A 22,686-nucleotide genomic window follows, 5' to 3' on the forward strand; every position below is an offset into this window, starting at 1 on the left:
ATTGGCGTTTAGGGCTCTGAATCGAGTACTCCAATGACGTTGACCTTGTTCCTTTATTCGGTTTTCATGCTTAGAGAGTTTGTAACTTCGATTAATTAATCTAGTTTCCCGAATGGGGTGAGTCGTGAATACCAGTCGCTTAAATCCAAATAAAATACAGCGCAAGATGGGTTCAGAATTACTGATCAACGTAACTCCATCTGAGGCGCGCGTTGCTTTAGTTGAGCATGGTGTGCTGCAAGAAGTCCATATTGAACGCCGTATGAAACGGGGTTTAGTGGGTAATATTTACAAAGGTAAAATCAGCCGTGTGTTACCCGGTATGCAAGCCGCCTTTGTCGATATTGGCTTAGATAAAGCGGCTTTTTTACATGCGTCCGACATAGTACCGCACACTGAGTGTGTTGCCGATGTTGAGAAAGGTCATTTCGTTGTTCGTGATATCGCCGAGTTAGTCCGTCAAGGGCAAGACATTATGGTGCAAGTGGTTAAAGATCCGCTGGGCACTAAGGGCGCACGCCTAACGACCGATATCACGCTGCCTTCCCGTTATTTAGTCTTTATGCCAGGTTCTAGCCATGTTGGTGTTTCCCAGCGTATTGAACTTGAAGAAGAACGCAGTCGTCTCAAACAAATTACTTTGCCCTATGTTGATGATGACGGTGGTTTTATTATCCGCACCGCCGCCGAAGGCGTAGGGGAAGATGAGTTATCCCAAGATGCGGCATTTTTACGCCGAGTTTGGTCAAAGGTGAGTGAGCGACGTAAACGCAGTGGTGTGTCGCTCCTGTATCAAGATTTAGCTTTACCTGTGCGTATTGTGCGTGATTTTGTCGGTACTGAGCTGGACCGTATTCAAGTGGATTCTCGCCGCACTTTTGCCGAGTTGCAGTCTTTTGCGCAGGAGTTTATGCCAGAGATTGCCGATAAGATTGAGCACTATTCAGGACCTGCGCCTATTTTTGATCTCTACGATGTGGAGAACGAAATTCAACGTGCACTCGGCCGTAAAGTCGAGCTCAAGTCTGGTGGCTATTTGATCATAGATCAAACCGAAGCCATGACGACTGTGGATATCAATACCGGTGCCTTTGTGGGGCACAGGAATCTTGAAGAAACCATTTTTAATACCAACCTCGAAGCGACCCAAGCGATAGCGAGGCAGTTACGTCTGCGTAATCTCGGCGGTATCATTATTATCGATTTTATCGACATGATGACGGCGGATCATAAGGCTCGTGTTCTTAGCAGCTTAACTAGCGCTTTGTCTAAAGACAGGGTGAAAACCAATGTGAGTGGTTTTTCGGGGTTAGGTCTAGTCGAAATGACCCGTAAGCGTACCCGCGAAAGTTTAGAGCATGTCGTCTGCGGCGAGTGTCCGGCCTGTCATGGCACGGGGAGCATGAAGACAGTCGAGACGGTTTCCTATGAGGTCTTTCGCGAAATAATCCGTTTAAACCGTGCCTACGATGCTGATGAGTTCCTGTTGTATTGTTCGCCTGCCGTGTATCAAAGTCTGCATACCGATGATAATCATCTTATTGCTGAACTTGAGGTTTACATAGGTAAGCGCATCCGTTTGCAAAATGAGCCTATGTACTCACAGCACAAATACGATGTGGTGATGATGTAGTGGCTACGCTTTTTACTGCAAAAAAATTTAGCCGTTTTTGTTGGCAATTTCTGGCGCTTATTTTGGTCTTGTTTGCGCTTGCCGTCAGTTTGATCCGTGGTTTATTACCGCAGGTTGATGAAGTTCGCCAGCAACTGGTGAATTACGTAAAAAGCGAATATAAAGTCGATGTGCAAGTGGGGGAGTTATCCGCCCATTGGCAGGCATTTGGTCCTGCACTTAACATCGATGACTTAGTGATCCCGCCACAGGAACAACTGCCTGTGACCTTGATGATCAAGAACGTACAAGTGAAGTTAGATTTTTGGCAATCGCTGCTCACGCTCACCCCGCGAATCGAAGATGTTAATTTTGAGGGTGTCCATGTCGCTTTAGACATGGATAAGCTTACTGAAAACGATCCCGCCACAATTAATAAAGCCCCGCAACTCGATTGGCTCTATGCCCTATTACTCAAACAACTCGATAGATTCTCCTTAACCAATGCCACAGTGCAATTGCTGAGCATGCACCAAGAGTTTCGCCCGATCCATATCCGTCATTTGAACTGGCGCAATCAGGGTGAACGTCACCGCGGTGCGGGAGAGTTGTATCTTGATAGTCATGCCTCTGAGCATGAATCTCTCGGATTACAGTTAGATATCAAGGGCGATGGTGCAAATCCCGACAGTTTGACTGGGCAGATTTATTTGGCGGCTAACTCTTTAGACTTAGGTGAATGGGCTTCACGTCAACCTAATCCCTATGATTCCACTCAAAAGTTACCCTTAGAAGGGGTTGTCAATCTTAAGGCTTGGCTTACGTTTGCCGACCGCAGCATCAGTTCTGCTATGGTTCATTTTGAGCCGAGCTGGCTGCAATGGACATTAAAGCAAGAGCCGCAGAAATTTGAAATTCAAGCGGGCGATATTGTTTGGCAGCCAAAGGCGACGGGTTGGGAAGTACAAAGTTCAGGACTGGATTTTGTCACCAATGGTGAGCATTGGCCGGCATTAACGCTGGCCGCGAAGCGTCAAAATGATGAATTATTTGCCTATGTGAATCAAGTTAATACTCAGAGTCTATTGCCGCTGCTGCCGCTATTCCCTAGAGTCGATAGAGCCGTATTACGTCAATGGCATGCATTAGCTCCCGAGGCTAATATTGGACCAATCCGCCTGTATCAAAAAGCCGACCAGCCTTTGCTCGCCAGTACCGAGGTGAAGCAGTTGCATTGGCAGAAGGTTGACGGTATTCCCAATACTCATCCTGTAGATGTGAACCTGCGCTGGCAAGATAAGACGCTGTATTTCTCTCTACCTGAACAATTGTACACCCTCGATTTTGGTGATGAATTTTCGGCGCCATTAGTGTTCAATGGGGCGCCAATTAATGGTCAATTCGATACTGAACATCTGAGTTTAAATGTGCCTCAGTTGCAGTTTGAAAATGAAGATATCGGTGTTGATGCGGCATTGAATTTGGACTTTAGCGGTGCTGCACACATGGCGCTGGCGGCCAATGTTCGTATTAACAATGTGGCCAATGCCGACAAGTATTTCCCCAATAAGGCGATGGGTGAATCACTGGCCGAGTATTTGGATACTGGGCTTAAAGCGGGTCAGACCCAAGATGCGCAAGTTGTTTGGCGTGGTCCGTTAAGTGGTTTTCCCTTCGACGATAATAGCGGCGTGTTTCAGGCAGCATTTACCTTAACAGATGCCAAATTTCAGTTTCAACCCGACTGGCCAGCGGTCACAGATCTGTCCCTTAACGCTTTGTTTGAAAATACCCGTATGGATCTTTGGTTAAACCAAGGCAAGCTGATGAATGTGGATGCCACAGGTGCCCATGTATTTATTCCCGCCATTGGTGAACAGACGCTGCTAAGGATTGAAGCCGAACTGGCTACTCAAGGCAGTGCGGCGACTAAGGTGTTACAAGCCTCACCTTTGGCGAACTCAGTAGGCAAAACCTTAGATGTCGTGCAAGTACAAGGTGCTGTCACTGGCACTTTAGACATCAGCATTCCACTGTATGAAGGTGAAGCTGAAGATATTCGTGGTCAAATCCGTTTTGATAATACGCCTGTATATATTGCTCAGCCAGGGCTTCAACTTCATGGCGTGACTGGTGTAGTCGACTTTGCGAATGAAGTTGTGACAGGAAAAGGCATCAAAGCGCGCTTGTTCGAACAACCGCTCAGTTTAACTTTCGACACTCAGCCTAAAGGTAAAGATTTTGGCCTTAATCTTTCGCTGAAAAGTCGTTGGGATCTCAGCCGTCTCCCCGATGAATTACACAATCCCTTGAGCGATTTTTATCAGGGAAAAATCAGTTGGGACGGTGCTATGACTATGCTATTTACTGAGCAAGGTTATCAAATCCAAGCCAAAGTGACTTCGGATATGCTGGGGACGCAACTGTTGCTCCCAGGATACTTTGCTAAACCCGAAAATGAACCACGACCTTTAGTCGCTGAGTTTGTTGGTGATCAAGATAATGCGACGCTCGATGTCAAACTTGCCAGTCATGCCGAGTTTATCGGTGGTTTTGATGCCGATAAAGGTGCAAATTTTAGTTATTTTGACTTGTTATTGGGGCGTTTATTTGATGAGGATGAAGCCAGAAATACGGAACAAGGTCATATTCAAATCGATCTCGGTAAGGCCAAATTAGCCGAATGGTTACCTGTGATTAATGCCTTTGTTGGTCAAGAGAAAATACCGAAAACGGGCATTTTAGTTGATGATATTCCACATAAAAGTTTATTTCCCGCGGTGGCGAGTATCGATTCTCATATCGGTCGACTCGATCTTTTAGGGCAAGAACTGACGGAGCTTAGGCTTAATGCTAAGCCTAACGAGACGGGATGGCGTTTTAATACCGTTGCCAACGAATTTGACGGTTGGATCGATTTCTATCCAAATTGGAAAACTCAAGGTCTCAAAGTTGTGGCGAATAAATTCTATTTTTCACCTGAGGTAAAGCCGAACACGAATGCCGATTTTGCCAGTGATCAAGTGCTTACTAACTTGCCGCCCGTGGCAGTGAATGTGGAAGATTTTCGTTTCTTCGATAAATCCTTTGGAAAGCTAGTTTTGCAGGCGAGCCCACAAGCGGCAGGATATAAGATTCAAACATTGTCTTTGACTACGCCCAATGTCAATTTGCAGGGCAGTGGCATTTGGCAGCAACAGGCTGGACAGAATAAAACTGATCTCAGTGTTGAGTTAAATGCCACTCAGTTTAGTTATCTATCTGCTCAATTGGGTATAGAGCCTGGCGTTAATGAAGCCCCCTTGAAGGTGAATGCGGACTTATCTTGGCAAGGTGCTCCCTATGCCTTCTCCCTCGAAACCTTAAATGGCAAGGTGAAATTCAACTTAGGCAAAGGTCACTTATCTCAGGTGAGTGACAAGGGCGCACGGATTTTCTCCCTGTTCAGTTTAGATTCTCTGGTGCGTAAACTGTCGCTGGATTTCACCGATGTCTTCGGTCAGGGCATGTATTTCAACTCTTTCAATGGCAATCTGCAGATTGATAATGGCGTGGTGAAAACCACTGACACTGAAATGGATGCCATCGCGGGTAATATGAAGGTGCGTGGCTATACGGATCTCACCACTGAAAGTTTGAATTACGATATCCGCTTTGTGCCGCAGTTGGCCTCAAGTGTGCCGACTGTCGTATTGCTCAGTACCAGCGCTTGGACACTGGGTCTGGGGGCCTTTGCCCTAACAAAAGTGCTTGAGCCTGTGATTGAAGTGATTTCAGAAATTCGTTTTCGGGTGACAGGGACTATGGCTGAGCCTGTGGTCGAAGAGTTAGAGCGAAAGAGTAAAGAGATTGAAATTCCAGAATCTATTTTACCTGTGGTTGGCGTTGAGCGCCCAGCGGTGCCGACCGAAGCCGCGAGTCATAACGCCGATATCACTCAGCCGGTAGAGACTAAATCGACCGAGGCTCAATTAGCAGAAGCTAAGCCAACTGAAACTAAGTTAACTGAAGCTCAGTCAACTGAAGTCAAACCAAGCAACGCTAAATCTGAGCAACAGCTTCAAGCAACACAACCAGAAGCGCTCGAGCCACAAGACGTTAAGCCTGAAGAGGCCAGATCTGAAGAATCAAAGTCAGAAGAGCTAAAGCCAGCAACAGATCAAATTAAAGCGCCCGATTTAAAGCGGGAGCAACCTCAAGTGACGCCTTCGCCTGAAGCGCCGAACACGCCTGCCACACCAGAGAATCAGCCAGCAGTAGAACCGATTAAGCAAATTCAGGGAGATCAAAATGCATATCAGCCTGTTGCAATGTCAGAGCAGTCGCGACGTCAGCGCCAATCTGCAGTTTATCGCATCGCAGCTTAACGAACTCAAACGGGATGCCGATGCGCCCCATTTAGTCGTGTTACCCGAATGCAGTTTACTGTTTGGTGGCCATGAAAGTCAGCAACTTGCCTATGCGGGCGATGTCCATCAGAGTCCGCTCAAATCGGCGTTAAGTGCACTGGCCGCCAAGTATCGGGTGTTTATGGTCGCGGGGACTATTCCGGCGTTGGCTGAGGATGGTCGTGTCTATAGCCGCAGTTATCTGTTTGATGATAAAGGTGATACTTTAGGGCATTACGATAAACTGCACCTTTTTGATGTGGATGTTGCCGATGGTACAAAACAATATCGCGAGAGCGAAACCTTCTGCCCCGGTGATCACATTAGCGTTATCGATACACCTTTTGGCAAAATTGGCTTAACTATCTGTTATGATTTACGCTTTCCCGACTTGTTTAGGGCGATGCGCCTTGCGGGGGCTGAGATTATTACTGTTCCTTCTGCCTTCACTAAGGTGACGGGGGAAGCCCATTGGCAAGTATTGTTACAGGCCAGAGCGATTGAAACCCAATGTGTGATTCTCGCAGCGGCGCAATGGGGGCAGCATAATGAAGGGAGCCGAGAAACCTGGGGGCAGAGCATGATAGTCGGTCCTTGGGGGAATATTTTGGCTGAACTCAAAACCGGTACAGGTTGGGTACAGGCAGAGGTCGACTTAACCGAAGTGCACAGTATTCGCAGTAAAATGCACGTCATGCAGCATAATCGTTTCCTTGAACCAAACTTGAAATAATGTGCCAGTAGCCAGCAGACGAGTTGAAATGCTGAATTTGCGCTTGAGTCGATACGCAGCATTAACACATAGAATTAGTACACCGAATTTACACTCAGAATATCAAGATCCCTTGGGGTCAAAGAGAGCATAGATGCCATTTTTAGCACAAGTAGAGCAAAGTTTATTGAAGAATGGGTTAGCGTTAGAGGGCCTGCAAACCTATCTAAACACCATACATCAGCACAAAATCGATTATTCCGATCTCTATTTTCAAGGTAGTCGCCACGAATCTTGGGTGCTGGAAGACGGCATCATTAAAGACGGTAGTTTCCATATTGAACGCGGTGTAGGCGTGCGGGCCATCAGCGGTGAGAAAACGGGTTTTGCCTATGCCGACGATATCACTCCTGCCGCCTTAAGCGCTGCAGTACAGGCTGCCCGTGGCATTGCTAGTGCGGGTGAGCAGACTCAGGTACAAGCCTTTAAGCGTCAAAAAGCATTGGCGTTATACGACAGCTTAGATCCGATTGCGGCGATGGAAGAAGTCAAAAAAATCAACCTGCTGAAAGAAGCCGATGCTTTTATTCGCAGTCTAGATAGCCGGATTATTCAAGTGGTGGTTAGCCTTGCTGGTGTGCACGAAGAAATCCTCGTTGCTGCGAGTGATGGCACTCTGGCGGCCGATATCCGTCCTCTGGTGCGTTTTAACTGTAGCGTGATTTTGGAAGAAAACGGTAAACGTGAACGTGGTGGCGCTGGTGGTGGTGGTCGTCATGACTACGGTGTTTTAATGGCAAGCGATGACACAGGTTTACCTATGTGTTTCGCCTTTGCCCGCGAAGCCGTGCGTCAAGCGCAAGTTAACCTTAACGCCATCGATGCACCAGCGGGTGAAATGCCAGTGGTGTTAGGTAATGGCTGGCCCGGTGTATTGCTCCACGAAGCGGTTGGACATGGTTTAGAAGGCGACTTTAACCGTAAGGGCAGCAGTGCCTTTAGCGGCAAGGTTGGTCAGCAAGTTGCGTCTAAGTTAGTGACTGTGGTCGACGATGGCACCTTGCCTAATCGTCGTGGTTCACTCAGCATCGACGATGAAGGTGTACAAACCCAAAGAACCGTATTGATTGAAGACGGTATTTTAAAGGGTTACATCCAAGACAAACTCAATGCTCGCTTAATGGGCGTTGCGCCAACGGGTAACGGTCGCCGCGAATCCTACGCACATTTGCCTATGCCACGTATGACTAATACTTATATGACGGCCGGTGAGTCAGATCCCAGTGAGATTATTAAGTCAGTGAAGAAGGGGATTTACGCCCCTAATTTTGGTGGTGGCCAAGTCGATATCACTTCGGGTAAGTTTGTGTTCTCAGCATCCGAAGCCTATTTGATTGAAAATGGTGAAGTGACTCAAGCCATTAAGGGGGCCACTTTAATCGGTAATGGCCCTGAGGCTATGAGCCAGATTTCTATGGTCGGTAACGATATGGCTTTAGATCAAGGTGTGGGCGTTTGTGGTAAAGATGGTCAAAGTGTGCCTGTGGGTGTGGGTCAACCGACCCTAAAACTCGATAAGCTTACCGTGGGCGGAACAGCATAAAACCTAGAACCTTACGTCTATGGGTTCTAGTCGCTGCCCACCATGAATGTTATCATTCGCAAAGGAAATTAGAGTAACTACTCTAGAGGTGTTAATGAAACTATCACGTGTGGTATGGCTGTGCCTATTATCATTGCCTTCGGCTGGCTATGCCCAGCCGATTAGCTTTACTGATGCTTGGCAGCAAGTGCTGAAGGTGAGCGACAAGTTGCAAGCGCAATCGCAGGAAGTTAACCGCGCTAAGGGTGAACAAGAGGCGGGTGAGAGCTTAAATTTGCCCTCATTAGACATTCGCGGTAACTATATTCATTTGGATAAACCGATTGAGTTTGATCTGAAAGAATTAAATTCTGTGATTTCTATCCCGCCATCGCTTGGCGGCATTATTGCGGGTATTCCGCCGCTGCCCTTAAGTGAACAAGATATTTTTAGCGCCAGCTTACAGGCAATGTGGCCGATTTATACGGGCGGACAAATCACTGCGGCTCAAGGTATACACGCGGCTATGGTGGCCGAGAAGCAACAAGAATTACAATTGGCTACTCGTGATTTATTTACCCTGCTGGTGGATAGATATTACGCTGTCGATGTGACGTTGGCATTGGTGAATACTCAGACTGATCTGGTTGGCTCGTTAGCTAAGCATGTTGATCATGCTTTAGCGCTAGAGCGCGAAGGGCAAATTGCTAAGGTTGAGCGCCTCAATGCGCAGGTCGCCCTAGACAATGCTAAAGTCAATTTAGGCAGTGCTCGTCGGCAACACGAAATGGCAGTGATCGCGTTGGCACGTATGCTACAGCAAAGTCAGGTGAGCACAAATTCTCCCTTATTTGTACTGCCACAGGCTCCTTCATTCGCTCAACTCAGCCAAATTACCCTTAGCCAACATCCGGCGCTCAAATTGCTCGAAGCGAAAGAAACGCAAGCGAACGGTTTAATAGCGTTGGAAAAAGGTAAATACCATCCAACGGTTTTCCTCTTCGGTAACTACACCTTGTATGAAGAAGACACACTCTTGACGAGCATCACACCTGACTGGATGGTTGGGGTTGGGGTCAATGTGCCACTGATCAGCCGCGATGGTCGTAGCGGTAAAGTCGAAGCGGCGAAAAGTGCACTCTTACAAGCTCGTTATACCAAGGCACAAACTAAACAAGACTTGAGCCTGCTGGTGGATCAAAGCTATCGCCAATTATTACAGGCCGAGGAAGAAGTGACGGCGCTCGATACTTCGCTCGAACTTGCTATTGAAAACCTGCGTCTTAGGGAAATCGCCTTTAATCAAGGGCTTTCAACCTCTATCGACAGAGTCGATGCGGAGCTGAAACTAAGCGCGGTGAAAACTCAGCAATTGGCTGCCCGTTATCGTTATGTGCAAGCCTATGCCAGATTAATGGCCATTAGTGGTCAACTAGATGAATTTATCGGTCGTACCACAGCCCCTACCCAAGTGCAGGAGACAAACAATGCGCGCTAACAGAATACTTGCCCTTGTGGCGTTGGTCGCATTAGGCCTTATCTTAGCCTATGGACTCAAGCTCGCTTATAGCCCGCAGCCGAGTTTGTTGCAGGGCCAGATTGAAGCCCGTGAGTACAATGTTTCGTCCAAGGTGCCAGGCCGAGTCGAGCAAGTGCTCGTGCGCCGCGGTGATAGTGTTGCCCAAGGGGATTTATTATTTGCGATCCGCAGTCCTGAGCTAGATGCAAAGTTAATGCAGGCCGAAGGTGGCCGTGATGCCGCTAAGGCGATGCAGCTAGAAGCCAACAACGGTGCTCGCAGTCAAGAAGTGATGGCAGCCAAGGAGCAATGGCTCAAGGCGCAGGCGGCGGCAACGCTCGCTAAAACCACCTATACCCGAGTCGAAAACTTATTTAATGAAGGTGTGGCGGCAAGACAAAAACGCGATGAAGCCTTTACCCAATGGCAAGCGGCAAAATACACAGAACAAGCTGCCTTAGCCATGTATCAAATGGCAGAAGAAGGCGCGCGGACGGAAACCAAAGTGGCTGCTGCAGGTAATGCCCGTAAGGCTGAAGGTGCAGTGAAAGAAGTTAGCGCCATTATGGAAGATAGCCAAATGCGCGCACCTAAATCGGGTGAGATCAGCGACGTGCTGTTACAGGCGGGTGAATTGGCACCCAGTGGTTTTCCGATTGTCAGTTTGATTGATATGCAGGATGCTTGGGCCGTGTTCCAAGTGCGAGAAGACCAACTTAAACGTTTCAAAAAAGGTCAAAAAATTCAATTAACGATTCCGGCACTCGGACAGGATGTAGATTTTACTGTGTCCCATATCAGTGTGATGGGTGAGTTTGCCACTTGGCGTTCGACCGAAAGTGGCCATGATTTTGATATGCGAACCTTTGAAGTGGAATTGCGTCCAAACCAGCCGATTACCGATCTGCGTGTCGGCATGTCTGTGCTGCTGCGCAGTGAGTAAAAGTCGTGACTGAACGTACGCCTCACGCCAACGCGGCGGACAAGATTAAGGGCGAATCACAGCCATCGAGCATAAGCTTTATGGCGTTGCTCACAGCGTTAGTTCGCCGTGAGCTGCGTGCCCTATGGCATGACCCTTGGCAGTTAGCGCTGATAAGTTATATTCCACTACTGGGGATTTTATGCTTATGGTGGTTGTTCAGTGCAGGTTTGCCAAGGCAACTGCCCGTAGCGATTGTTGACCAAGATCATAGTCAATTGAGCCGCATGTTGACCCGTCAGCTTAAGGCAAACCCGGTTACCGATCCGCAAAGTTTTACCGACTTATCCTCGGCGATAAGCGCGATGCAACAGGCGAAAGTCTACGCTATTGTGATTTTTCCCTATGATATGAAAAAGGATTTACTTACAGGCCATAAGCCTACAATTGATGTGCGCTACAACAGTCAATTTTTGCTGGTGGGTAAGTTACTCTCAAGCCAAATTCAGCTGAGTTTAGGCGACGGATTACAGCAAGTGGCGGGTTTAAAGCAGCTCGCTAATGGTACACCGAAATCCCAAGTCGCAGTGAATTTAAGCCCAGTCAAAAGCCAAACAACAGCCCTGTTTAACCGAAATAACAACTACATAGGTTTCTTAGTACCGCCAGTGCTGATTGCGCTGTGGCAGTTGTTATCTATGTTAGTGATGGCAAACAGTTTAAATCGAGAGCTGCATTTAGCGCCTACCACTCAGGCCGATGGCATGTCGAATCTCTTAACTGAACATTTTTGGCCTAAAGTGTGGGCGAAAATGGTGCTGTTTACGCCGATATTGATGCTGCAGGGCGGCTTTATTTTAGCTTGGCTGTATTTGTATCTTGCTCTGCCGATGGCGGGGAGTTTAGCCCTATTATTGCTCGCGCAATTAGTCATGTTATTGGCAGTCTGGAGCTTAGTGTTATTAATATTTGTAGTGATGCGTGACAGTGCGCGGGTCATCAGCTTTTGTACCGCTTTATTTGCGCCAGCGTTTGCTTTTATGGGCATTACTTTTCCGACTCACGAAATGCCGCAATTAGCCCAGTGGTGGCGACTTATCATGCCATCGAGCCATTATATTGAGTCCCATGTTAGTATCGTGAGTTATGGCGCCACTTGGCCAAGTGTAGCGAGCCAAATCACCAGTTATTGGGGCTTTATCTGTTTGATACCTTTGATATATTTTCTGTCGCGTAAATTGCTGCCTACCACAGTTAACACCAATGCTGCGGTGACGGTTTATGACTCGGACGCAGCTATATCTGCGAAGGGGCAATAGGATGAATTTATCCAAGAGCGAACACGCAAACACACCACATCAGCTCAGTCTGTGGCGACTGATCCTCACTGAGTTTAAGGCCATTATTAGCGATAAAGCGATCGCTGTGACCTTATTTGGCGGTGTACTGTTTTATTCGGTTTTGTATCCTTTGCCCTATTTGAATCAAGTGCCGACCGAGCAACAACTGATCGTGGTGGACTTAGATCATTCTTCCCTAAGCCGTCAATTGATCCGTCATGCCGATGCCAGCGCAAAAATTCAAGTCATAGGCCAAGTCGGTTCGATTACTGAGGCGAAGCGTTTTATTGAGACGCGTAAGGCCCACGGCTTACTCGTGATCCCAGAAGGATTCCGCCGCGATTTATTGCTTGGTAAAGGTGTGACGCTAAGCTATGGCGGTGATGCTAGTTACTTTTTGATTTATTCCGCGGTTGTTGAAGGCTTAGTTAGCGCTGGAATGGATGCGGGTAAACAAGTGCAATTGATTGGCATGCTTGCTCAAGGACAAAATCCTAAGCAGGCCCAAGAGAGTTTAAACTCGCTTCATCTTAACAGTGTGCCAGCCTTTAACCAGAGCCTAGGTTATACGCCCTATGTAGTACCTGGACTGTTCTTGCTGATTTTGCACCAAACCTTACTCATAGGTACTGGCATTTTGGGGGCAGGGCAATGGCGGCATAAAGGGTATTGGCAGCAGGTGTCACCGGTGCAATTAGTCTGTGGTCGTATTCTTGCTTTCATGTTGATTTATATCTTCTTTACCAGCTTTTATGTGGGCTATTGTTATCACTGGTATAACGTGAGTATTCAAGCGAGCCTTGGCTTAGTTGCGCTGTGGTTATTGCCGTTTTTACTGGCCACCGCCGCCGCAGGTGTTGCCATGAGCACCTTATTCACCCGCCGCGATTTACCCACCCAAGTGCTATTGCTGATCTCTATGCCTATTCTATTCGTGTCAGGTTTTGTGTGGCCGATAGCGTTGATCCCAGAACCTTTAGTACTCGGCTCACAGTTTATTCCCGCCGTACCCGCGATTATGGGTATGCTAGAACTCAATCAAATGGGTGCAAGTTGGGCGAGTGTGATGCCAAAATGGCTGCAACTCTGGGGCTTATTTGCGGTATTTTTCGGCCTAGCGATGTTGGGGATTAAGCGAAGAACGAAGTTGTTGCTGATTGGTACCCATTAGTTTTTAGCGATACCTTAGATTTATATTTATTGGCGAGTGTTAATCGTTTACTGAGGACGTAATGACGTTTTACCCACCCCCTCATAAAAGTTGCTGTTCATATTATCCAAATCTTGCTCAATCCACTGCATTTAACCCTGTTGTTATTTAACCCACCGTAAAAACTGGGCATCTGAAAGCGCACTCGCTACAATCGCCGCAATTGTGATTATAGGAGTCGACATGAGTACATCTTTACTTAACGTACCAACGGGTTTGCAGGCACGAGTGATTAGCTTGGTTGAGCAAAACTGGTTTGGTCATTTTATTTTGGCATTGATTTTAATCAACGCGGTGCAGTTAGGTATGGAGACCTCAGCCAGCCTGATGGCGCAATACGGTACTTTGTTGATGAGTCTTGATAAGGTGCTGCTGAGTGTATTTGTCGTGGAGTTATTGCTGCGGATTTATGCCTACAGGGGGAAATTTTTTAAAGACCCTTGGAGTGTGTTCGATTTTACCGTGATAGTGATTGCACTGATCCCTGCATCTGGGCCTCTGGCTGTACTGCGTTCGCTACGGGTGTTGCGGGTGCTGAGAGTGTTAACAATTGTGCCATCAATGAAACGGGTCGTGTCAGCTCTGTTGGGTTCACTTCCTGGATTGGCATCGATCGCCACGGTATTACTGTTGATTTATTACGTGTTTGCGGTGATCGCCACCAAAATCTTTGGTGGTACGTTTCCGGAATGGTTTGGTACCATTGCTGATTCGTTTTATACCCTATTTCAAATAATGACGCTTGAAAGTTGGTCTATGGGAATTTCGCGGCCAGTGATGGAAGTTTACCCTTATGCTTGGGTATTTTTCGTGCCATTTATTCTGGTGGCTACTTTCACTATGCTAAATTTGTTTATTGCGATTATCGTCAATACCATGCAAACCTTCAGTGACGAAGAGCATGCATTAGAGCGTGAGCAGGACAAACAAGTCTTGGAGCAGGAACAAAGACAAATGCACGAGGAGTTGAAAGCCATCAGACTCGAGCTACAACAATTACAAACCTTGCTGCGCAGTGCTGCTGGTGATTCTTCTAATGTATCGACAAAGGGAGATATTGGTTCTGATTAAAGCAGATTGAGGATAGTGAGTTGATATCAAGTCTTGTACTTGAATTCTGTCGTTTTTCGCTAAGCCATCACAAATTGCGGATCACTTAATATTTTTATTGGGTTGTCTTCTTGTTGGTTTTGGGGGAGAATGCGCGCCGAAAAAATAACCGAGATACTCAGTATCTCGGTTATTTTTTATTTATGGCGTATGTGTTTTAAAACAATTGAGGCCGGTAAACATCCGGAAATGATATGAGGTTCAGTTGAACCTATTTTGCTGAGGAAAGACCAATGGGGCTGTTGTGTACCGGATTGTCGGTAGTTGTTGTAAATCAAGTTGTTGCGTTAGCCATTAAACCTAGAGTGCAGACGGTTAGCCGCAAGCAAAAACTAATTGCAGATGCGTGCTTAGGTGTTCAACCCTGTACAATGGGGGGGTGCTGATGAGCCAACAAAATCCGGGTTTGAAGCAGACCCTCAACTTATGGCAAGTGGTGGTTATGGGGCTTGCCTATCTCACGCCGATGGCCGTTTTTGACACCTTTGGTATTGTTTCCGAGATCACCTCTGGCCATGTGGCTACGTCTTATCTATTCGCATTGGCGGGGATTTTATTTACCGCGTTTAGTTACGGTCATTTGGTACGTAAATATCCCTATGCGGGTTCAGCCTACACTTATGCTCAAAAAACCTTTAGCCCGAATGTTGGTTTTATGGTGGGTTGGTCATCGCTGCTGGACTATATGTTTATGCCAATGATCAATATGTTGCTCGCAAAAATCTATTTAACCGCCATATTTCCCAGCGTCGAACCTTGGATCTTTATTTTCGCTCTTGTGACCATAATGACCTTGCTTAATCTCAAGGGGATTGATCTAGTCGCGAACTTTAATGGGGTGATAGTGTTTGCACAGATCGCCATTATTGTGGTGTTCATTGGTCTAATGGCCTATAGCATTTCCCTCGGTGAAGGCGAAGGTGTCGTCGCGAGTGTGCGACCATTTTATGCCGATAATATGGCGATGGCGCCATTATTCACAGGGGCGACGATTCTGTGTTTCTCCTTCCTCGGCTTTGACGGGTTAAGTTCACTGACTGAAGAAACTAAAGATGCTCAACGTGTTATTCCTCGCGCGATTGTGTTGACGGCTTTGCTCGGTGGCGTGATTTTTGTTGGCGTGTCTTATTTTTTGCAGCTCTATTTCCCCGATATTTCCCGCTTTCAACAGCTTGATGCGGTATTGCCTGAAATTGCACTCTATGTGGGTGGTAATCTATTCCAGTCCATCGTATTAGTGGCGACCACAGTTGCTGTATTGGCATCCGGTATGGCTGCCCATGCTGGGGTTGCACGGATTTTATATGTGATGGGGCGGGATAATATGTTGCCACGTAAAGGGTTTGCTTATATCCATCCTAGATGGCGAACCCCTGCATTTAATGTCTTGTTGGTGGGGGCGCTTGCGCTGTCTGCCGTCTCATTTGATTTAGAAATGGCGCTAGCCTTAGTGAATTTTGGTGCTTTAGTGGCGTTCACCTTCGTAAATTTATCCGTGATTGTGCAGTTTTATCTAAGGGAGCAGCGTAATAAATCTTTTAGAGACCACTTACAATACTTAGTATTACCCCTGTGTGGCGCCGGCACTATTGGTGTGCTTTGGGTGAACTTAGAGCCACAATCACTAGAGTTAGGGCTCATTTGGGCGGCAGTGGGAGCATTGTATTTGGCTTTACGGAGTTTCCGTTTACGCCGCGCAGTAGAGCTATAAAATTAAGAGTTATAAAATTAGTGAGAGTCATGGCTCATAGATGCACAGCTATAACTAAAGATGTGTAGTAGATCTAAGGACTGTGGGTTGTCATCCTCTAATAAAATATTCCAATAAAAAGACCCGCATTTGCGTAATGCCGATCAGTTAAGACAGATCGCTTGACGATCTCGCTGAAAAGATCAAAATCCGATGACCTCATGTCATCGGATTTTTTTATGCAACTCTCAGAAGCACTCGCCCGTACTCATATTACCCGCCTAACCGAATTCACCTGCTTAGCAGATGTGTTAGAACCTGAGTTAATTCAATCTTGCCTAGACTCTCAGGGCGTTGCGACGTTAAGACGGCGTAAATTGCCGATGGACGCGATGATTTGGGCCGTTATCGGAATGGCTTTGTTCCGAGGGGAATCTGTTCGGTCACTCATCAACAAACTCGACATTGTTTTGCCGCAAGAGATTGATTATGTTGCACGCAGCGCCGTGACTCAGGCGCGTAAACGATTGGGCAGTGAGGTTATTAGAGAAGTATTTAGTCGCAGCGCCAATACCTGGCACGCGAGAGCTGAACATCCTCATTGGTGCGGCCTTAACTTGTATGGTGTTGACGGTGTAGTGTGGCGGACACCCGATAGTGTCCAAAATCAAGCCGCCTTTGCGCGTACCGCAAACGCTTCAGGCGAAGCTGCTTATCCGCAAATTCGCATGGTTTGCTTGATGGAATTAAGCAGCCATTTGTTGGTCAACAGCGCCTTTGATTCGGTTGCCGAAAATGAAATGAACTTAGCATCCCAGCTCATTCCTAGCATTCCCAATTACAGCCTAACCCTATTTGACCGAGGATTTTACTCGCTCGGCCTGTTACACGCTTGGCAGCAAGCGCAACCTGATAGCCACTGGTTGTTGCCATTGAAGAAAGGCACTCAATATGAGGTGGTGCGAACGCTAGGAAAGCATGATCAGTGGGTGAAACTCACCACTACACCTCAGGCCAGAAAGAAATGGCCGCAGCTGCCTGAAACTCTTGAAGCGCGTTTATTGACTAAGACAGTGAAAGGTAAGCCAGTCGCCATTTTGACCTCGTTGACAGACCCGATGCGTTACCCCAGCGAAGACATCGTCGACTTATATGCCCATCGATGGGAAATAGAACTGGGCTACAGAGAGATGAAGCAACATCTACTGGAGAGCCGTTTTACGCTCCGTAGTCAACTACCGGAGCTGGTGACTCAAGAGTTATGGGGCGTGCTACTGGCCTATAATCTCATTAGATATAAGATGTTGCTGATGGCTAAAAGCTTGCCATCGGTCCACCCCAATCAACTGAGTTTTCGAGATGCGGCGAGTTATATCATCTTCAAGTTGACACAACTGTCATCACAAACACCGGGGAATGTCCCGAGAGACGTATTGGATATAGAACGAAATGCACGGCAATTTAAGCTGGATGGTAAACGGGAAAGGGCATATCCACGAGTTCTTAAAATGAGCAAAAACAAGTTCCCGGTTAGACCAAAGAAAAATGCCGTTCACTCTTAAGTGAACGGCATTACGCATTTGCGGGTCTTTTTAGTTTGCTTAATTGAGTTTTAAAGCGCTGGTACTGTGAAACCTAAGTTATCAGTGACCACATTTTTAGGGGTCGTGACTTTCACCGATACGCTGGTGTTGGCCGATGCCGTAAATTTCAGTGGTGAACCTAGACTGCCTTTCGCATACACAGTATTGGGAACCTCGAAGATTTTAGGCGCTCCAGCACAATCCACGCACAATTCGATACTTGTCTGAGCTGGCATGATTTGATTCGCACTGTCGTGGACAAATACTACAAACTCAGAACTAGCACCAACGGCTACAGGTTTGATGTCATTCACACTCGGCAATAACACACCGTCTTGCATTACACTGATATAAGCCTGTGAGCCTGACATGCTCATTACTAAGGCTTTGCGGATATAGGTTTTATTGGCTTGGCCTTTGCCGCAGAGTGCGCTTTCGCATTGTGGACCGTTAAATTTACCATCGGCAAAACTATATTCTTTTGCTTGAGTATTCCAAAATGGTTCGGCTGAATTCCTAATGCCATCTTCATTGTCATCCCTAAACGCATCACCTAGATCACTAAAACCACTAGGAAGATAGGCTTCGATGTCCATACCATTACCTGTGCATTTTTTTGCAACGCCTGAATTCGTTAAACAAGCCAAGTCAGGCACAGGCGTGCCATTGATGTCTTTACTGATATCGGCATCATCAAAGATGTTATTGCCATTGGTATCGAAGAAGGTTTCGTGACCTAAGGCATAAGCGAGAATCGTGATGCGGTGATCGGGTACTCGTGCCGTTTGTGAAGTCCAAACAACGCTACATGTCCCATTTTTAGTTAAACATGATGTTGGGATCTGGCCACCTTCAGTCGTGAAGTTGACAGCAGTATCATCGGGCGCTGGATTGCCAAAACTATCGGAGGCTCGAATGGTGATCGTTGCAGTTTCACCATTAAAGTCACCTGCTTCTGGATTGAATACTGTCGTTGATAGGCTAAATCCAAGCTGTTGCGGTAAGCCGGTATTGACTGTCAGTTGCTCTGACTGGCTAGTGATGACTTCTTTAGTATCAGTATCAACAGCAGTGGCGACTACGCGCACGGGTGTTGGTACTGTGCCTGATCGCACACGTACACTGGCGATACCTTGGGAGTTAGTCAGGCTTTCGGCGTTCGCAGTGCCATTGGCAAAACTTAAACCGCCGACCACTGTATCTAAGGTAAAGCTGACCTTTTGTTGCTTTATAGGCTTTCCATCGGCACTGATGACTTTGAAGCTGACTAAAGAAGATTCATTTGTACCCGTACCGCCCGAACCTTTGATGCGAATTTGTGCTGGCTCTGCTGACTCAAAACTTAAGCTGGCAATGGTTTGGCGTTGCAGTGTGAATGGGAAATTCGCCGTTAACGTCTGATTGCCAGCTACGGTTGTGGCGATGATTTGGTCGCTACGTTCACTGTTGCCACTGCAACTTGTGTCTTGGAAGGTCGAGCTCGCATTACCCGATAAAGTCGTAACTGGGGTATCGAGTGTGGCGCTATTGTTTGTGGTGCAATCTGAGCTAAAGCTGATGGAAGAGGGGGTTTGTACTCGTGTAACCGTGCCGTCATTGGCCTCTAATACTAAACTTGCACTTACACCAAAACTACCGCCTGCGCTGATTTTATATGCGCCATCGGCATCGGCCGTTAAGGTGCTCGTCAGTTTGCCTTCGGTAAAGACTGCGCCATTGAATGAGCCGAGTTTCAGCGTGCCTTCTTGATTGACTGCATCTTTACTCAAGACTTCATACAAACTGCTGGTTTGCAGCGATTGACCTTGATAGTCCACAGTGACCGTTAAGGCATTTGCCCCTAATTCAGTTGCACTTGGCGTATAGGGTACCTGCGCAATACCTTGAGTGTTGGTCAGCGCACTGGCAGGATTGAGCGCCGCTGAACCAGCAGTAAAGGTGACTTTAGCGCCTTCGATACCTTTGCTTTCGCTATCGAGCAATATGGCTTGTAATTGCACCGACTCATCGACTTTAAAGCGAGTGACTAAGGCTGAGCTGCTTAAAATACTGGCGCTGAGTTTAGGTGTTTCAATGGTGTTATCATTACCTGAACCAACGAACTCGTAGTTACGGCTTGCAGTTAATGCGTCTGCATCAGACGGCGTATAGCTCGCCGTTACCGTACCAGCTTCTGCTGTTAATGCAGGGTTAGAAATGATGACTTCAGCAACGCCATCTGCATTGGTGAGTTTTGTTGCTGGCGCAACAGTACCTAAGGTCGCAGCGAAGCTAATCAGTTGGCCGCTAAGTTTACTCGAACCCTTTTTTAAGGTAGCGACGGCACAAAAACTCGTATCGGAGGCAAAGCTTAAATTGGTGGTTGCATCGGCGCACTTGCCGTTAACTACAGTTTTATAGCCCAGCGTTAAGCTGTAGCTGTCTGTTGTTCCGTCAGTGTCGGTGCCATCAGCGGCGCCATTACAACCACTGAGCGCTAATGCGCCCAGTAATGCCCAAGAAAATACCGATAACGTTTTGCTAAGTCGCATAAGCAACATCCTTGTGGGGCTGAAGTTAATTAGTCTTGGATTTCGCTGCGTAGATATTTAAACAGCTCTTTAGATGATTTTGATTCTGGGCTTTTGGCCAGTTCTTTGGTGGCTTGACGCACCAAAGTACGCAGTTTTTGTCTGTCTAATTGCGGATAATGCTCGACGACAGTTTGAATCTCATCATCACCTTGGGTGAGTAAGCGTTCACGCATTTTTTCGAACATTTGTAACTTAGCTGTCTCGTTGTTGTTTTTATTCAACACGATAGCGAGTGAAGCCTTGATTGGCTCAATATCAAAATTACGCATCAATTTGCCGATATACTGCATGTGGCGACGATAAGCCTCAGTATTGACTTTGATTTTGCGTGTTTGCAGGATAGCGTCGTACAAAAACTCATCCAGCTCGATTTTATCTAGCTGAGTCTTGCTCAGTGAAACAAGCTCCATACCGACTTTTTGCACGGCTTCGCTATCACGCTTGTCCGTTGTTTTGCTGCTGACATAATCTTCATCTATGTCGTAGGGCTGTTTAAAATGTTCTGAATCACCAACAATCTTCATATAGATAAAACCTCAAGTAAATAACTGGCTAATAATAACATCTCCAGCCAAAAATCGCCTAGGTGAATGTGTTTATACCCAAGCTACCTGAAGATACGAGTTTCAGAGCGCCTAGGGTGCTTCAATTCAAGGCGCATCAATGACAGAATGTCGGCAACCTTTTGAATTGATGCAACACGGAAGTGGAGTGCCCTAGGCGCTCCGTCCCGGCGCTGATGTTAACCACGGGGTAACGCACTTTATGCTGTGTTGGTTATTTTTAACTTAGCCCGCTAGGTCTGCAAATAACCGCCTTGCCTAAAGTGCGTTAAACTCCCGCTGAATCCTGCATCTTCAGGTTGTTTGGGTATAGGATACGCTCTCAAGCCTAAGTCAGCCGCGAATAATTAATGTGAATGGGATTTGTGTTTGTTATGCTACGGCAATTGCCGACAACGAAAGAGTAGCTTTGTGTCTTTGAACAGAATCGATAGTGAATTGGGCGCGCTGAAAGATGCGGTGGCTGTGGCGCTGGAATATGCCAACAAATTAGGAACGAACGCTGCCGAAGTGGCGATCAGTAAACAACAAGGTTTGTCGGTTTCTACCCGTTTAAAAGAAGTTGAAACCGTTGAATTTAATAAAGATGGTGCCTTAGGGATTACGGTTTACCGCGATGGTTGCAAGGGCAGTTCATCGACGTCGGATTTAAGTCCAGAGGCCATTGCCCTCGCGGTGAAAGCGGCCGACGATATCGCCCGTTATACTTCTCCCGATCCATTCAGTGGCCTTGCCGATAAAGCCTTGATGGCAAATCAGATCCGCGATCTTCAACTGTATTATCCACAAGATATTTCCCCCGATGAGTTAGCGCAACTGGCAATCCGCGCCGAAACTGCGGCGCTCGATGCCGATCCACGTATCAATAATTCCGACGGCGCCAGTGCCAATGCTCACACCGCGGTTAAAGTGTATGGCAACAGCCACGGTTTCTTAAACGGTTATTGCAGCTCGCGTTATAGCTTGAGTTGCAGCGTGATTGGTGAAGATAGCGAAGGCAATATGCAACGGGATTACGATTACACTATCGCCCGTAAATTCAGCGAGATGCTTGCACCTGAAACGGTAGGTTTAAAGACCGCCGAGAAGACAGTAAGCCGCCTCGGTGCGCGCAAGATCGCGACGACGCGTTTACCCATTTTATTAGCGCCAGATATCGCCACAGGGTTAATCGGCCACTTTATCGGAGCGATCAGCGGTGGCAGTTTATACCGTAAATCCAGTTTCTTATTGGATTCGATCAACACCCAAATCTTCCCCGATTGGTTCAATATCGAAGAGCAGCCGCATTTACTGGGCGCACTGGCGAGCGCGAACTATGACAGTGAAGGCGTGGCGACCCAAGACAGACGCATTATTGACCGCGGCATGTTAGAAACCTATTTGCTGACCAGTTACTCGGCGCGCAAGTTAGGCTTAACCAACACGGGCCATGCGGGCGGTATTTATAACTGGACGCTTGGCCACACAGGCCAAACCTTCGACGAATTGGTGAAAGACATGGGCACAGGTTTGATTGTGACCGAAGTCATGGGCCAAGGCGTGAACATGGTAACGGGCGATTATTCCCGTGGTGCGGCGGGTTTCTACGTTGAAAACGGTGAGATCCAATATCCAGTGGAAGAGATCACTATCGCGGGTAACTTAAAAGAGATGTTCCGTGGCGTGCAAGCCGTGAGTAAGGATTTTGATTTGCGCTCATCGATTCGTACCGGCGGTATCTTGTTATCTGAAATGAAGATTGCGGGTAACTAATCCATAGTGTCACTCGTTCAGCCGTGCTGCATAGTGCGCTTAAGTCGTCTCAGTGCTTTAGTGCTAGTATTTTAGTCTTGGTAGCATGAATGTGGTTTGAGCATAAAAAAGGGCAAGCGATTAATCA

General features: G+C 47.1%; 14 protein-coding genes. 12 read left to right on the forward strand and 2 right to left on the reverse strand.

Annotation, left to right across the window (positions count from 1 at the left end):
- The first annotated feature begins 166 nt into the window (after positions 1 to 166).
- From rng to RA178_RS02775, 11 genes are all read left to right on the forward strand, one after another.
- Entirely contained in the window at positions 167 to 1,633 is a 1,467-nt protein-coding gene (gene rng, locus RA178_RS02725) for a ribonuclease G (RefSeq protein WP_168825804.1), read from the forward strand.
- Positions 1,633 to 5,979 carry a YhdP family protein gene (locus RA178_RS02730; protein WP_306684421.1) on the forward strand — a complete coding sequence of 1,449 codons (4,347 nt, stop codon included), beginning with the start codon at positions 1,633 to 1,635 and terminating at the stop codon, positions 5,977 to 5,979. The genes rng and RA178_RS02730 overlap by 1 nt, the downstream gene beginning before the upstream one ends.
- Positions 5,903 to 6,733 carry a carbon-nitrogen hydrolase family protein gene (locus RA178_RS02735; protein ID WP_306684423.1) on the forward strand — a complete coding sequence of 277 codons (831 nt, stop codon included), beginning with the start codon at positions 5,903 to 5,905 and terminating at the stop codon, positions 6,731 to 6,733. Before RA178_RS02730 ends, RA178_RS02735 begins: the two co-directional genes overlap by 77 nt.
- Before the next feature lie 133 nt (positions 6,734 to 6,866).
- On the forward strand, positions 6,867 to 8,315 hold the full coding sequence (gene tldD, locus RA178_RS02740) for a metalloprotease TldD (RefSeq protein WP_105251291.1): 1,449 nt from the start codon (positions 6,867 to 6,869) through the stop codon (positions 8,313 to 8,315).
- 94 nt (positions 8,316 to 8,409) lie between these two features.
- On the forward strand, positions 8,410 to 9,792 hold the full coding sequence (locus RA178_RS02745) for a TolC family protein (protein ID WP_263172904.1): 1,383 nt from the start codon (positions 8,410 to 8,412) through the stop codon (positions 9,790 to 9,792).
- Positions 9,782 to 10,756 (forward strand): HlyD family secretion protein, encoded by a 975-nt coding sequence (locus RA178_RS02750; protein ID WP_168825663.1) that lies wholly within the window; start codon positions 9,782 to 9,784, stop codon positions 10,754 to 10,756. Before RA178_RS02745 ends, RA178_RS02750 begins: the two co-directional genes overlap by 11 nt.
- 80 nt (positions 10,757 to 10,836) lie before the next feature.
- On the forward strand, positions 10,837 to 12,054 hold the full coding sequence (locus tag RA178_RS02755; protein ID WP_306685387.1) for an ABC transporter permease: 1,218 nt from the start codon (positions 10,837 to 10,839) through the stop codon (positions 12,052 to 12,054).
- 1 nt (position 12,055) lies between these two features.
- Positions 12,056 to 13,246, forward strand: coding sequence for an ABC transporter permease (locus RA178_RS02760; protein ID WP_306684427.1), 1,191 nt, complete (start codon positions 12,056 to 12,058; stop codon positions 13,244 to 13,246).
- A 222-nt stretch (positions 13,247 to 13,468) separates the two neighbouring features.
- On the forward strand, positions 13,469 to 14,356 hold the full coding sequence (locus RA178_RS02765; protein WP_212600528.1) for an ion transporter: 888 nt from the start codon (positions 13,469 to 13,471) through the stop codon (positions 14,354 to 14,356).
- Between the two features lie 424 nt (positions 14,357 to 14,780).
- Positions 14,781 to 16,106 carry an APC family permease gene (locus RA178_RS02770; RefSeq protein WP_306684430.1) on the forward strand — a complete coding sequence of 442 codons (1,326 nt, stop codon included), beginning with the start codon at positions 14,781 to 14,783 and terminating at the stop codon, positions 16,104 to 16,106.
- A gap of 218 nt (positions 16,107 to 16,324) precedes the next feature.
- Entirely contained in the window at positions 16,325 to 17,647 is a 1,323-nt protein-coding gene (locus tag RA178_RS02775; RefSeq protein ID WP_259216148.1) for an IS4-like element ISSba6 family transposase, read from the forward strand.
- 50 nt (positions 17,648 to 17,697) lie between these two features.
- Here RA178_RS02775 and RA178_RS02780 read toward each other — a convergent pair whose 3' ends face one another.
- Complete coding sequence (locus RA178_RS02780; protein ID WP_306684433.1) at positions 17,698 to 20,199, reverse strand: Ig-like domain-containing protein; 2,502 nt, start codon at positions 20,197 to 20,199, stop codon at positions 17,698 to 17,700.
- A 29-nt stretch (positions 20,200 to 20,228) separates the two neighbouring features.
- Entirely contained in the window at positions 20,229 to 20,765 is a 537-nt protein-coding gene (yjgA, locus tag RA178_RS02785; protein WP_198573074.1) for a ribosome biogenesis factor YjgA, read from the reverse strand.
- Between the two features lie 450 nt (positions 20,766 to 21,215).
- On the opposite strand from yjgA, the gene pmbA reads away from it, so the two are divergent.
- Positions 21,216 to 22,559 carry a metalloprotease PmbA gene (gene pmbA / locus RA178_RS02790; protein ID WP_105251299.1) on the forward strand — a complete coding sequence of 448 codons (1,344 nt, stop codon included), beginning with the start codon at positions 21,216 to 21,218 and terminating at the stop codon, positions 22,557 to 22,559.
- The last annotated feature ends 127 nt before the right edge of the window (positions 22,560 to 22,686 follow it).

This window comes from Shewanella oncorhynchi (assembly GCF_030848765.1).
GTDB classification, from domain to species: Bacteria; Pseudomonadota; Gammaproteobacteria; order Enterobacterales; family Shewanellaceae; genus Shewanella; species Shewanella oncorhynchi.